Origin of the sequence: Paenibacillus spongiae (genome assembly GCF_024734895.1) — a bacterium.
GTDB classification, from domain to species: domain Bacteria; phylum Bacillota; class Bacilli; order Paenibacillales; family Paenibacillaceae; genus Paenibacillus_Z; species Paenibacillus_Z spongiae.
Genome location: NZ_CP091430.1, coordinates 7474035 through 7487318 on the forward strand (window position 1 = coordinate 7474035; position 13284 = coordinate 7487318).

Sequence of the window (13284 nt, forward strand, 5' to 3'; positions counted from 1 at the left end):
GCAGCATGTTCGTCTGAGGCTCATAATCATGCGCGCACATAGGACTTCTGATTAGCGATCTATACGCTTGGTCATTCCACTGGTAAATTTCTTGAAGCCAAGCGTTTCATAATAGGGTTCCAGTTGTTCGACGCACATCAGTTGAGGAATGACGCGATGCTGCTCGCAATGTTGAATGATTCGATTCAACATTTCTTTGCCGATTCCCATGGATTGATAGCTTGGATGCACGCATACGCCGCATATAATTCCGGTAATCACGCCATCCGAAATAACGCGTCCCATCCCCACTAATTGTTGATCATCGAAAGCATAAATCGCGTACCAGCTCTGATTGCACATCCGTTCCAATTCATCAACGGTTAACCGCAGCGAGTTCCATCCTAACGACTCGTATAAGGCTAGCAATGGATTGAAATTATCAGGGGGCGTTGTCGTATAGCGGATCGTTTTGTCCATGCATACCTCTCCTATGTTTATATCCCGATTTACAAACGAATCAAAAAACTCATACACTCCGATAATAAAAGTATTCTACCCTTATCCCGTACATCACCAAATACTGGAGGCTGGTAGAATTGTTGAAAATGAAGAAGAAGATGGCCATGAAGAAGGTGACCGTTATGACGTTCATCTTGTCGTTGATTATGATTCCTGCACTGGCATTCAACGGCATAGCCGCTGCGATGGAACCGCCAGTGTTCGAGAGAGGCAATGAAGTCGAAATTAAAGTCATGTCGTACAATATCCATCATGGAGAAGGCGAAGATGCGGTCCTGGATTTAGAACGGATCGCCCAGGTCATTGAACAATCGGGCGCCGATATTACCGGCTTGCAAGAAGTGGACAATCATTTCTCGGAACGCAGCAAGTTTGTCGATCAAGCCAAATGGTTGGCGGACCGTCTGGGAATGGAATACGCGTATGCCGCGAATCTGGACTATGACCCTCTGCAGGAAGGGCAGCACCGCCGTCAATACGGAACGGCCGTGTTAAGCAAATATCCGATTCTTTCCGCCAAGAACCATCTGCTGACCAACATTCCTTACCCGGTTCAGCCGTCCGAACAGCGCGGCCTCCTGGAGACGTTGATCAACGTGAAAGGAAACCACATTCGTTTCTTCAATACGCACCTGGATCACAGAAGAGCCGAGCAGCGGGATTCGCAGATCAGAGAAATTCTTGAAATCGCCAAGCAGCGGGAAGGAACGAGCATCTTCGCGGGAGATTTCAATGCCGAGCCCGGCAGTGCCGAAATTTTGAAGCTGACCGCACAATACAAGGATGTATTCGCCGAGCTCGGTCAGGATCAAGACTATACGATTCCGGTGATCAATCCGGATCGGCGCATCGACTATTTCTTTACTTCGGACGATGTCAAGATTAGCGCCGCGGAAGTCATCGACACGATCGCATCCGACCACTTGCCGATTACAGCCAACCTTGTCTTAACGAAAGAGGCCCCGTTCAATAACGGAGTCGGCAAGAATTAAACAGTATAGAATGACAATCCCGGCTCCCAGCACCGTTTAGGGGGCCGGCTTTTATTTCCAGTCAAATGGCTGGCGCGATACCTAAAATGGGACCGCCCCGATAGCCAATAGTGACCGGGAAAGTCCCATCTTATCAAGTGTAAATTGACAGCTCTCCTCGGAAAGCAGCTACTCACGGAAAACATCCATCTTGTCATTCTGCAAGCGGCATCCCTCCCTGCTTGAACAGCTTCCCCTGAAGGTTCAATTGTTGTTCTATTTCTATGTCTGCAGCCGGTCTTCATGCCTGCAATTTGCTGCGGTCATTAACGGAGCGGATTGCCAATCTCCCAATGATATCCGAACGGATCCGCGATACGTCCGATGCGCCAGCCGTGTCCTTCGCTTATGGGTGCGATTTCGGCTGCTCCAGCGGCGAGAGCCTGTTCGAATAGCGCATCCGGATCATCGACGGTCAGGATCATTCGAACCGTTCCACTCCCTACCCGCTCAGGGCTGCAGTCAGGGTCATCCTGGATCCAGAAATCCGCTCCTTTGATGGAAAGATGCGCGACAGCAAGCTTGCCGTTATCTTCCTCAAGGCGGTACAGCTCGGCTGCATCGAATGCCGCCTTGTAAAAATCGGCTGCCGCCGCCGCATTATATACGGAATACCACGGGGCGATACGGGCCGCGAACAACTCTGATTCCGTCTTATGGATGCTCATCACTGAATTCCTCCCTGTAGTTAGCTAAATTACCAGCTGTCCTCCTATCTTGCAACTCTATTATACCTAACGAAATGAAAGTCGGACGCATCCGTTAAAAAGATCCGTACAATTGCCGGCTAGTAAGCGATAATTTATAAAACTGATGTGCGCGCCAAACAGCCCTCACCTATCAAGATGAGGGCTGCTGTAGGTATAAATGCATTTATAGGGGGTTACGCAGTCCATTCGGCCTTTATTCCAACAAGCTTCGAAACATCACAGGTCGTAACGGAACGGACGCCCCATTCGATCATCCGTCTCATGTCAGCCGCCTCTTGCACGGTCCAGACCAGAACGGGAAGCCCGGCCGCTGCCGCTGCCGCAATCAACTCCGGCTTTACGAACCGGTAATTGATGTTGATGCCGAAGCAGCCGGCCGCGAGTGCCTGAGCGATGGTCGTTTGAACGGCTTCATCGTAGCCGCTAGTCCGAAACAGCTCCGCATCCGCATTCAGCAGCCTCTTCAGCTCTGGCGCCCGCTGCTCAACAAGAAGGGCGCGGGCCGAATGGCATCCGGACAGGAAAGCCTGATCGCCCAAGTCATACTGGCGAACAAACGCGGACACGGCTTCGATGCATTCGTCTACTTTCAGGTCAAGGTTAATCTTCTTGCCTGCCTCCTTCAATCGGGCAACGAAATCTTCCAGCCGGACAAGCCCGCCAAGCTGAAGGTAGCTGGATGCGGCTATGCTCAGCTCCCCTTCCGGCGTCTCGATAAGATCGTCATGTGCGCAGACGAGTACGCCGTCGCCGGTGATACGAATATCCTCTTCGATAACGTCTGCACCGGATTGCAATGCGGCCAGCACCGATTGCATCGAATTATCCGGCATGCCTTCGCAGCCGGTATGGGCCGTGATGAGTGGAAACTGTGTGTCAACCGTCATATTAATGCCTCCTTCAGCCGTTCGAAATAGATCGGATTGGTAAAAGCGACGAGCGTCCGAATGCCTTGCAGCTCGCTCCAAAGCTCGGCGCGGATCCATATTGATTCCTCCTCGGACACGGGAACAGTAAACGAATCGCAATCAACCGGACACTCATGAATCACGCCGATACTGCCCGAGAGCCTCAGCGTCATCGACTCCGGCATCGGCCAATGCCCGGTGCGAACCGCCAGATCGAGCTTGATCCGTGCCTTGAGGCCGCCATTATTCGCGATGTCGGCCGGCATGCAGTCACCGCCCATAGGATAGCTCTATGCCTATCGCTATTTAAGCTCGCTCCACTTATTCGTCTGCGCCGGCGGTACATAGTTTAATACTTTATCGATTAAGCGCTCCGGTTCCTCTTCAAAGATAACCAGCCCCAGGTTGGTTTGCTGCATGAATCCGGCATCCGCTGCTTGTCTGAACATGTCGGCGATCGGTTGATAGAAACCCAGCACATCTAACAGGCCAACCGGCTTCTTATGAATGCCCAATTGCGACCAGCTGACGACCTCGAACAGTTCTTCCAATGTGCCTAACCCGCCCGGCAGCGCGATATAGGCATCGGCTAGCTCGGACATTAGCGCTTTTCTCTCATGCATATTTCCAACCTCGTGCAATTGCGTCAGACCGGTATGAACCATTTCCCCCTTGAACAGATTCCGCGGCATGACGCCAATGACTTTGCCTCCTGCAGCCAATGCGGCATCGGCCACCCGCCCCATCAGCCCGATTTTGGAACCGCCATACACAAGCTCCAATTGTTGAGAGGCGATTAAACGCCCCAGCTCTATCGCTTTTTGTTCATATTCAGGTTTTGTTCCAACGTTAGAGCCTGCATAGACACAAATTCTTTTCATCCCGTAGCCACCCTATCTGTAGACGTAGACATGTCTGTTTTTTTCTAGTATATCACGTAATGGCATATGGAATGCGAAGCCTTGAATCGCAGCAGTCGGCTTGGCCGAAGCGCCTTACTTTCTTGACAAACTGTTGTATTCACCCTATATCTATATCTAAGAAATGGAGGATAATATGGAAATTATTTTTATACCCTTAATGATACTTTCAATTGTGATCGCGAATATTCTTGCTTTTGTCCTCTACAAGAAAACGAAGAATATCTATAGCCGCCCGCCTGTGCAGTACATTCGGTTCGCCGCCATGCGGAGAAGGAAAGGAAGTCGCTAGATGTAAGTCAGTAATTGCTGGGCATTGCGTTTCATATCCTCATCACGCTGCCTGAAGGCGCTGTAGGCGATATGATCAAGTCCGATGTGGATAAGGCAGCAGCGAAGACGCTCCTCATACTGAGCAGGCCAGCCTCCGTGCTTCTCCCAGTGACGGTCCAGTACTTCCTGCACGTCAATTTCTCGCCATTGCGGATACCACGGCCACCAGTACAAGAACCAGGCGTTGTCGTAGAGAGGGTCGCCATAGAATGCATTGCCCCAGTCGATAACCCCGGTTAGCCTTCCCCCGTCTACCAGCACATTTCGGTTCAAGAGGTCGTTGTGGGTAATTCCCCGGTTCTCCGGGATCTGCGGTACAAGCTGACGCAGTTTATCTACTCCGGCATCAAAGATACGTGCCTCTTGAGGGAAGGCGTCAAGCCGCTCTCGCCAGCCTGCCAATCGATCCCTGGGCTCGGCTATGGAGAGAAGCTCCTGCCCCCAGCTCGGACCGGTACCGGCCGGACGCCAAAGGCCGATCATCTGCGTATCTGTCAGGTCAAGCTGCTGAAGCTCGTGGAGCGCGTCGAGCAATTGCGGTAAGACCTGCTGGATTTCCGGCCCGTTCAGCTCGTCGAGATGCTTTCCCGGAACCCGCTCGGACACGGCATAGAAGCCGCCGCTCTCGGTCTCGCCAACCTCGATAACCCTCGGAATCGGTAATATATGCGAAGAATACAATCCCATCACACGATCCTTTTCAAAATCCTCCCGGTGAGCACCGAAACGGATCACCATGTCCTTCCCGTCGAGTATGAAGGAATAGGCTTTCGACCAATCGCCCGCTCCGCAGAGTACAAGGCTATGAGCACGCTCACCGAAATGGTCCTTCAAGAAGCGATTCGCCGTTTGCGTGAAATCTTCCATCGTATTTCCTCCTAAAAGTTTTGTGAACCCATCGCTTCGAGAGAAGCGATTTCGAGCAAAACTGGCATCGGAAGCATAGGCTAAGTTTTGTGAGCCCATCGCTTCGAGAGAAGCGATTTCGAGCAAAACTGGCATCGGAAGCATAGGCTTAAGTTTTGTGAGCCCATCGCTTCGAGAGAAGCGATCGAACAAAACTGACATCGAAAGCATAGGCTATGTTCTGTGATCCCCTCGTACCGAGCGGAGCGGGAAGAATGTTTCTGGAGAAGCGCTAGCGGTCGCCTTTGTTCCCGGATTTCAACCTTATAGCCTGATTCAAAGAACACCGGGAACAACAGCGATCGGAAGAACATTCTGCCTGCGCAGCGGATTGTGTTCGACATGTATAGTAAGTAATGCCTAGTGATACTAAATGTTACAAATCCACCAAATGAGGCTTAATTAGCTGTGCCAAATGATCGGCCAGCCGACTTGAATCCGTCGTCTCCTTATCGGTCAAGGTCACTTTCATGCACCGCTCATCCAAATCGAAGGTTTTCTCCAGCATGCCGAGCAGCCCTAGCATTCGACAAGGCTCTACTGCCCCGTTATCGTATACTTGTTAGCGGAGCCTACCGGAGCTGCGTTAAAATAGGCGTTGTTCTGAACGCCTCCAGGGAACTTGACCCCATACGTAATACCGCCCCCGCCATCCTTGATGCCTAGAATTTCGACGACGCTGGGAACGGGAATATCAAACACCGCCGGTTTGTGAAAAATACCTATGTTTGTTGCAAGAATAGTTCCATTGACCTTCACGGTTACGACATCCCCGTCTTCTGCGGCGAAATCCCAGATCAGCATGCGGCTTGTGGATATATTCTCCTTCATCTGGATCTCGTAGTCTTTGGGCTCCAATCCTGCTGAATCGTCGGTTACCGCCAGAACTGCACCGGCCTGCAGCCCTTTACCGACCCCGTTCGACCGGACATCCTCTAATTTACCGGTTGATTCATTGAAGAACAGGAATAATATAAACGTGAGCAGTGCCGTCATCCCGATCCAGAAGCGATGCTTGTTCTTCTCCTTGGCAGGGGGCGGATTACCACCCGGTGCCGTCCTTTGTCGTTCTTGATAAGCATCGTTCTCATCCGCCGGTGGACGCTCCCATTCACTATGCTGGTATGTCTTCGGCTTTTCTTTCTTTTGCTGGTAGTTGTCCAAATGGCTTCCCCTCGCTATTGAATCAGTCTATCGATCGCCTTTCCGTTGAACAATCGGGTACTTCCAGTACAAGAACGACATGCCCAATCGGATAGCCACGATAGCGAGCAGCGCGAGCGTAATGGCCCATCCTTTGGAATAGAGTCCCTCGTCAGCCCATTTATTAACAAGCGTGAGGCCTATGCTTAGAGCGGTACAGGTATATACAATCATTTGCAGCGCAGGAAGCAGCATCGTCACCTTACGGTAGGGCTTGCCCAGAAACTTGATTTTCATAGCCAAATAAATGAAGAGACTGATTAAGCTTATAATAATTAAAGTCGGATTACTGGTCGGAACCTCGTAGGTCAGAACCTTCTTAAGATCGCCGTACAGCATGAAAGGCATGATGAGCGTAAATAGAATAACCACAATCATAATCGGATGAAAAATAATTGCAAACAACCATTTCAAGACGATCATCGCTTCGCCTCCTCTATCCTTCAATGTCTTCGGGCAGCAGTGCAGACAGCTCCTCAGCCGTAGCGTTGGCTTTCATGCTGATACGCAATGCATGACTTCTGATCGCTTTCTCGACTAGATTTCGTACGAGCCGGCCATTGCCTGCCGTAATATCTCCCCGATATGTCGCCAATAGAGAGAGAAGCTTGGCTTCGGCCTCTCTGGCGATTACATAGCCTTGCGCCTTCACCAAAAGGTTGGCGATCTGCAGCATCTCTTCCTCGGAGTAATCAGGGAAGGTGATGATGTTGGGAAACCTGGAGCGGAGTCCCGCATTGCGATCCAGGAAGCGTTCCATGTCTTCGTCGTAACCGGCCAATATAACGATAAGCCGGTCCCTATAATCATCCATCGCTTTGACGAGCGTATCAATCGCTTCCTGGCCGAATTGATCCCCTTCCGCCAAGGCGTAAGCCTCGTCCACGAACAAGATTCCGCCGAGCGCGCGTTCGATGACTTCCCGCGTCTTGAGCGCGGTTTGGCCGACATAACCGGCGACCAGGCCGGAACGGTCGGTTTCGATAAGCGTATCCGCCTTGATCACGCCCAGTTCTTTGAACCGCTTCGCCAAAATACGGGCAATCGTCGTTTTGCCGGTTCCCGGGTTACCCTTAAACACCATATGAAGGGTTTGAGCGGAAGCCATGGGCAGCCCCATCTCCTGCCGGCGCTTGGCCACTTCAATTTGGGCCGAAAGGCTTCTTACGAATTCCTTCACCGAGGTGAGACCGACAACGGAATCCAGCGCTCTAAGCGCGTCGGCCCGATTACCGGCCGCACCCGAATCGGCCGCCAACCCGAAGTCCTCCGCCGTGAGCTCATTTAACTTATCCGTTACGATGTCAGGATGATCGGCCAGCCGTTCAGCCTGCTTACGTATGGCTTCCTCTAACGTATTACGAACGAGCCGGCCGTTGCCCCCGTCCTTCTTGCCCGGTATTTGCTTCTCATTGAAGTAGGTTGCGAGTAAGCCCGGTACTTCCGGAGTCAGGATGAATCCGCGCGCCTTCACCATAATTGAGGCGATTCGCTGCATCTCCTCAGCCGCGTAATCCGGAAATTCGATCTGCAGCGGAAAGCGCGAGGACAGCCCCGGATTGACTTGAACGAACCGCTGCATATCTTCTGTATATCCGGCCAGAATGACGACCAGATTATCTTTATGAAGCTCAATGAGACGAACAAGCGTATCGATCGCTTCCTTGCCGAAGCCCCCGCCCTGAACGCCGTCCTGAGCAAGCGCATATGCCTCGTCTATGAAGAGCACACCGCCCAGAGCCGATTCTACGACGAGCTTGGTCTTGTTCGCCGTCTGGCCGACATATTCCCCGACAAGGTCGGACCGATCCACCTCAACCAAGTGACCTTTCTTCAAATATCCCATGGATCGAAGCATTCCCGCCAGCAAACGGGCCATCGTCGTCTTTCCCGTACCGGGGTTTCCGGAGAAAATCATATTGAGCGTCTGACCCGTATCGACGTGAATACCGGCCTCTTTCCTCCTCCGGTCGACAATAAGCTGCTTCTCCAATGTCCGGACGAATGTCTTCACTTTATCCAATCCTACAATTCCGGCAAGCTCGTTCTCGATGTTGAACGCTTCCTTCTCCCCGATTCCGAAGTCGGCTTGCACGAGCAGCTGCAGGTCCGGATCGGCTTCCGTCATCTGCCCACCAATACGGGTCGCCTGCTTGCGGACAGCCTCCTCGAACAAATTGCGTACAAGCCTGCCGTTGCCGCTGTCATTGCGGCCGGGTATCTGCCTCTGATCGAACAGCTCCGTCAAACCCTCATAAGCATCCGCTTCGATACGGAACCCATTGGCGGTCGCCATCCGAATCATAATCTCCAACATATCTGCCGCCTTGTAATCCGGGAATTCCACGATGAATGGAAATCTTGACCGCAGGCCGGGATTAGACCGTAGAAACACTTCCATCTCCTGGGTATATCCGGCTAACACAACGACCAGATTGCCTCGATGATCCTCCATGGCCTTGACAATCGTGTCGATCGCTTCGACGCCGAACGTATCGTGGTCATGACGGGCGAGCGTATAAGCCTCATCGATAAACAGCACGCCGCCCAGAGCCTCATTGACCTTCGCCATGGTCTTCATCGCGGTGGAGCCCACATACTGGCCGACTAGATCCTGTCTCGAAACTTCGATCAGCTGACCTTGCGGAAGCAGTCCGAGCGACTTCAGAATTCGGCCGATTAAGCGGGCGACCGTCGTTTTTCCGGTTCCGGGATTGCCCGTGAACACCATATGAAGCGCCATCGCCACAGAGCCTTCGCCATCCCTGGCTCTCAGCTTGTTGACCTGGACCGTCTCCATCAGCTCATGAACGAACTTCTTCACCGACTCTAATCCGGTTAACGCGTTCAGTTCTGCCAAGACATCGTCAATTGACTCCTGGCGAACGAAAGACAATGCTCGAATCGGAATAACGTTCGATTGCGTCTGGACAACAAAGGAATCCTTCTCGAGCTTAATATTCACGTTCTCGTTCCTGCGAATCTCATCACGGGCCCGCAGACTCGATACGATGGCAATAAGCTCCTTATCGATCCAGTGATGGACAGCCTCCCCGAACGTTTTATTGGCAGCGGCTATATCGGCCAATGCCTCATACACGGCAGGCTCGACGGTAATCTTCGTCTGCGTATCCCGCAATAGGTCGTTCACCGCTTGTCCCAGCAGGATCTCGGCAATCCGCCGCATCGTTGCCCGATCAAGCGGCGACGATATCGCCGCGGCATGTATGCTTTGCAGAATAGAAACGGGGAGATGGCTCGCCAGCTCCACAGGAATTTGCCCATATTCGCTGCTTCTGTCCGCCGGTTCATCGATATAGAAGATAAGGAAGTAATCCGCAGCGCTTATGCGCACCCCTTCTTTGGTCCGAAAGCTGCCTTCTGCCGCAAGCCGGGCGATCAAGCCGACGATCGCCGGGTCCGCTTCCTTGATCCCGCGAAATAACACCGTGCCCTCCGGCTCTTGAAACGCCGCAGCCATATCTTTAATGAAATTTCCGGCTATTTCGTCTGCCTCGTAACGTCGTAAATCGATATCCGCGATTTGTGGGGATGCGGCTAGCTCGTATGTATGCATCTCCTTGACTAACCGCTCCACGGCCGTCTTCTTACCCGTACCGGCAGCTCCGGCCAATAAGATCACATTCCTCGCTTTATCCTGGCGTCCGTTCATGTAGCCCTGCTTATATCCGGCAACCAGGTCCCCGATGAAGAGCTGCTGGCCGATAACCTCTTTGTTTATGTTTATCTCCGCTTTCCGGAACAGCTGATCCAGCTCCTTGGGAGATAATGCGCTCCGCGTCTCTTTCCGGTCTTGAACGGAAAACCCGTCTGCACGGGATTCCGGCCGGGATTGAGGATGCCCGGAGAGTGGCGGAGAGGGCGGTGGGCTCTGCCTGGAAGCACTCTCTGTAGACGGGCCTGCGCCCGTGCTTCTGGAGCCGGCTTCATATCGATATTGCTGCACCGGCTGTTCCGGCGGCACCGGGGCTGTAGGAACTTCTTTCTTTGCGATGAATCCATTATCCCGGACTGATTGAACGATTTGATATTCTGGAAAAAGAAACTTCAACGTATTCACGATACGTCTCCGGATGATTCTCATATTTCCTGCTCCCCCTCCTGCAGCTGCCAAGGCAATTCTATTTTTCCTATATTATACTATTCTCCCACGACTTTTTGCTCAGATCTATACATTAATCGTAAAATTTCGCCTATTTATGATAGGATTCACCTCTTCTTCATCGAAAAAAGGCAGATGCGCCCGAAGGTACGCTCTGCCTTTTTTAATTACGCCTGCCTGTTGCAGGTTTATATGTCATCCATTCCGATGCCTATTCATCCTTCTTCTGAACGATCGGCATCATCATCCCATCGTCCATCCCCATCATTCTTACGCTATCGGAGCTGTCATCCCCGTCGAACAGGAACACTTCGGTACCGTAAGCAGGCTCGGCATAAGGATGATGGGTTGTTCCCCTTGCTAATATTTGACGGTAGTTGCCCGAGTCTCCTTCATAACCGTCATGATCCCACGGAACCCATGAACGCGCATTGCAGTAATGACAAACATAAGAACGGCGGTACCGGTCCGTCGTCCGATTCGGGAAGGAACGGTGAAACAGATGCGAATGAAAGAACAGCACATCCCCCGCTTTCATCGGCACCGAAATCGGAGGCGGATATTGGGCAACAACCTTGGACAGGGTGTTGACCTCATCGTCGATATGACTGACGTTCTCGACCGCAGTCAAATCAACGAAGGCATCGACGGCATGGACATTGCCCCCGCCATGACCGGCCGGAGGGTAGATCGGTTCATGGTTCGAACCCGGCGCCACCCATAGGCAGCCGTTCTCCTCATCGACTTCCTCAAGCGCGATCCAAGCTCCGATCAGGGTGTCCGGATGCGTCTTGATATAATAAGAATCCTGATGCCACCCTTGCCCTCCCCTGCCCGGAGGATTAAGGAACATCATCGATTGCAGCGCATATACATCCGGGCCGATCAGAGCCTCGATCACATCGAGAACGCGCGGATTGAGCATGCCCCGCTCCGCATCCGCATTCACCCTGGACAGCATATGAACGCGCGTCGCGCTGGCGAATTCCCCATCCAAGGGATTGTCCCCCGGTGCGTCCTTCTTATCCGATTTGATCCCCAGTCTCTGCTCTTCGGCAAGATTAAACAGCATGCCGACATCATCCTTGGACAGCAATCCCTCTACCTTCAGAAATCCATCCCGGTGATACTGCGCATATTCCTTAACGCCAACCAAGTGACGGTCTTGGTGCTCCCGCGATTTTGGCGTATAGCTCTTCCCCATCTTCGATTCCTCCTTCGATATAATCGGCAGTCTATTCGCTAACGCTGTATAAGGCTCTCACAACATGAATCCAACGGTTATTCGATTCGATAACCATGCCGTGCTGCCATGCAGCCGGACATAGGATCCGTTATACCCTGCAAGGGAGTTTTGGCGTATGTTGCGGACCTGAGAGCCCTTATCGCAGCCAAAACGCCCCCAAATGGATGATCCCGATCCATATAACGGATCTAATGTCCGCAATCAAAGAAGATCGACCGAATTTCGGCGAATAACGAATCCCATGTCCGTAATGGCATCTTGCTCCAATCCTACTCCTCCAAACGGTAGGATCGCAAGTCCGGCAGAAGCTCCTTCGTGATGACATAAGGATGATTGTACATTTTGTTCAGCATGAAAGCTTCCGTATATTCCTCGGAGTATACGATCCGGTCCTGATCCTTCTTCCATATAAAATCGCCGTACCACGTACAGAACCATGCCCACGGTATGCCATCCTGAACCAGTTGATCGGGGTCGGGAATCGGTCCGTTCTCCGACAGGGCAACGATTTTGTCCGCCTCGGTACTATAGGAGATCGCCGTATTGAATCGTTCGGCTTGCGAGGAATAGTCTCTGGCCGGGCCATACACGTCTTCCCCGATAATATCGACATACTCGTCCCCCGGATACCAATCGCGATGCTGCCCGTTCCATACCCAGATCAGATGATTGAGACGATGATAATGAGTCATCCGTTCGTACATCAGCTTCCACAGCTTGATACATGGCTCCGGCCCCTTCGCGCCCCACCAGAACCAGGCTCCCGACGCCTCGTGCAGCGGCCGCCATAGAACCGGAATATCCTCGTCCTGCAGCCGTTTCAATAGTCCGGATATGGCATCGATATCGCGGATGAGCAGCCGATACGCTTCGGAAGAAGGATCGTTCATCGCTTGCTCCAAATCGAAGGTCGTCGCATTGGTATAGAACCCGCTGTGCCAGAAACGGTCGGGCGCCTGATCGATCAATTCCTTGGGAGCGTTCCAATGCCAGCAGAACGTGACGATACCCCCGTCCTTTCCCCATTGGATGGCCAAATCCGTGTCCTGACCGACCGTTCCTCGTTCGACGCGGGACGGGGAGTCATTCATGAAGTCAAATCCGCAGACGGCGGGACGCTTGCCCGTCTGTTCATAGATCATGTCGATTTCCGGCATCGTATTCACGCCGATCTGCTGTCCTGCAAGAATCCGTCGGCCGTAGATGTCGCATAGATAGGCCATTAACCGCTTCGCATTGTCCGTGGCGTTCGCATTAATCAGCTTAGGTTCTGCTTGAAATCGACTGCCGTTATGTATTGCGTCCTCATAATTTTTTTGCATCTCCTGCACTCCTCGTCCTCGTTAGATTTATGCACGCCCCATGATGAAGCACCCAAGTGATTCTTCCCGTTATAACGAAAG

13 protein-coding genes are annotated in these 13284 nt (G+C 52.3%); 1 reads left to right on the plus strand and 12 read right to left on the minus strand.

Annotated elements, in window-relative coordinates; translation table 11 throughout:
* Positions 1-51: 51 nt before the first annotated feature.
* Positions 52-459, minus strand: coding sequence for a GNAT family N-acetyltransferase (locus tag L1F29_RS33525; protein ID WP_258386283.1), 408 nt, complete (start codon positions 457-459; stop codon positions 52-54).
* A 128-nt stretch (positions 460-587) separates the two neighbouring features.
* On the opposite strand from L1F29_RS33525, the gene L1F29_RS33530 reads away from it, so the two are divergent.
* Positions 588-1493, plus strand: a complete 906-nt coding sequence (locus L1F29_RS33530) for an endonuclease/exonuclease/phosphatase family protein (RefSeq protein WP_258389896.1) — start codon at positions 588-590, stop codon at positions 1491-1493.
* 305 nt (positions 1494-1798) lie between these two features.
* Here L1F29_RS33530 and L1F29_RS33535 read toward each other — a convergent pair whose 3' ends face one another.
* The 11 genes from L1F29_RS33535 to L1F29_RS33585 form a co-directional block, all read right to left on the minus strand.
* A complete protein-coding gene (locus L1F29_RS33535) occupies positions 1799-2200 on the minus strand; it encodes a VOC family protein (RefSeq protein ID WP_258386284.1) in 402 nt (133 codons plus the stop codon).
* Positions 2201-2415: 215 nt separating this feature from the next.
* On the minus strand, positions 2416-3129 hold the full coding sequence (locus L1F29_RS33540) for a glycerophosphodiester phosphodiesterase (RefSeq protein WP_258386285.1): 714 nt from the start codon (positions 3127-3129) through the stop codon (positions 2416-2418).
* The gene (locus L1F29_RS33545; RefSeq protein WP_258386286.1) at positions 3126-3416 is read right to left on the minus strand and encodes a CehA/McbA family metallohydrolase domain-containing protein; all 291 of its coding nucleotides are present in this window, start codon (positions 3414-3416) and stop codon (positions 3126-3128) included. Before L1F29_RS33545 ends, L1F29_RS33540 begins: the two co-directional genes overlap by 4 nt.
* 36 nt (positions 3417-3452) lie before the next feature.
* The gene (locus tag L1F29_RS33550; protein WP_258386287.1) at positions 3453-4031 is read right to left on the minus strand and encodes an LOG family protein; all 579 of its coding nucleotides are present in this window, start codon (positions 4029-4031) and stop codon (positions 3453-3455) included.
* 327 nt (positions 4032-4358) lie between these two features.
* The gene (locus L1F29_RS33555; RefSeq protein WP_258386288.1) at positions 4359-5270 is read right to left on the minus strand and encodes a phosphotransferase family protein; all 912 of its coding nucleotides are present in this window, start codon (positions 5268-5270) and stop codon (positions 4359-4361) included.
* A gap of 415 nt (positions 5271-5685) precedes the next feature.
* A complete protein-coding gene (locus tag L1F29_RS33560) occupies positions 5686-5835 on the minus strand; it encodes a hypothetical protein (protein WP_258386289.1) in 150 nt (49 codons plus the stop codon).
* An 11-nt stretch (positions 5836-5846) separates the two neighbouring features.
* On the minus strand, positions 5847-6473 hold the full coding sequence (locus tag L1F29_RS33565) for a hypothetical protein (RefSeq protein WP_258386290.1): 627 nt from the start codon (positions 6471-6473) through the stop codon (positions 5847-5849).
* Between the two features lie 27 nt (positions 6474-6500).
* Positions 6501-6935 (minus strand): hypothetical protein, encoded by a 435-nt coding sequence (locus L1F29_RS33570; RefSeq protein ID WP_258386291.1) that lies wholly within the window; start codon positions 6933-6935, stop codon positions 6501-6503.
* A gap of 13 nt (positions 6936-6948) precedes the next feature.
* Positions 6949-10617: an AAA family ATPase gene (locus L1F29_RS33575; RefSeq protein ID WP_258386292.1), complete on the minus strand. Its 3669-nt coding sequence runs from the start codon at positions 10615-10617 to the stop codon at positions 6949-6951.
* Positions 10618-10846: 229 nt separating this feature from the next.
* On the minus strand, positions 10847-11839 hold the full coding sequence (locus L1F29_RS33580) for a phytanoyl-CoA dioxygenase family protein (RefSeq protein WP_258386293.1): 993 nt from the start codon (positions 11837-11839) through the stop codon (positions 10847-10849).
* Between the two features lie 311 nt (positions 11840-12150).
* A complete protein-coding gene (locus tag L1F29_RS33585; protein ID WP_258386294.1) occupies positions 12151-13203 on the minus strand; it encodes a glycosyl hydrolase in 1053 nt (350 codons plus the stop codon).
* Between the last annotated feature and the right edge of the window lie 81 nt (positions 13204-13284).

Bases quoted from the DNA above. Each gene is read 5' to 3' on its own strand.
- L1F29_RS33550 (WP_258386287.1), bottom strand. From the start codon at position 4,031: ATGAAAAGAATTTGTGTCTATGCAGGCTCTAACGTTGGAACAAAACCT.
- L1F29_RS33535 (WP_258386284.1), bottom strand. From the start codon at position 2,200: ATGAGCATCCATAAGACGGAATCAGAGTTGTTCGCGGCCCGTATCGCC.
- L1F29_RS33570 (WP_258386291.1), bottom strand. From the start codon at position 6,935: ATGATCGTCTTGAAATGGTTGTTTGCAATTATTTTTCATCCGATTATG.
- L1F29_RS33585 (WP_258386294.1), bottom strand. From the start codon at position 13,203: ATGCAAAAAAATTATGAGGACGCAATACATAACGGCAGTCGATTTCAA.
- L1F29_RS33530 (WP_258389896.1), top strand. From the start codon at position 588: ATGAAGAAGAAGATGGCCATGAAGAAGGTGACCGTTATGACGTTCATC.
- L1F29_RS33560 (WP_258386289.1), bottom strand. From the start codon at position 5,835: ATGCTAGGGCTGCTCGGCATGCTGGAGAAAACCTTCGATTTGGATGAG.
- L1F29_RS33545 (WP_258386286.1), bottom strand. From the start codon at position 3,416: ATGCCGGCCGACATCGCGAATAATGGCGGCCTCAAGGCACGGATCAAG.
- L1F29_RS33575 (WP_258386292.1), bottom strand. From the start codon at position 10,617: ATGAGAATCATCCGGAGACGTATCGTGAATACGTTGAAGTTTCTTTTT.
- L1F29_RS33540 (WP_258386285.1), bottom strand. From the start codon at position 3,129: ATGACGGTTGACACACAGTTTCCACTCATCACGGCCCATACCGGCTGC.
- L1F29_RS33580 (WP_258386293.1), bottom strand. From the start codon at position 11,839: ATGGGGAAGAGCTATACGCCAAAATCGCGGGAGCACCAAGACCGTCAC.
- L1F29_RS33525 (WP_258386283.1), bottom strand. From the start codon at position 459: ATGGACAAAACGATCCGCTATACGACAACGCCCCCTGATAATTTCAAT.
- L1F29_RS33555 (WP_258386288.1), bottom strand. From the start codon at position 5,270: ATGGAAGATTTCACGCAAACGGCGAATCGCTTCTTGAAGGACCATTTC.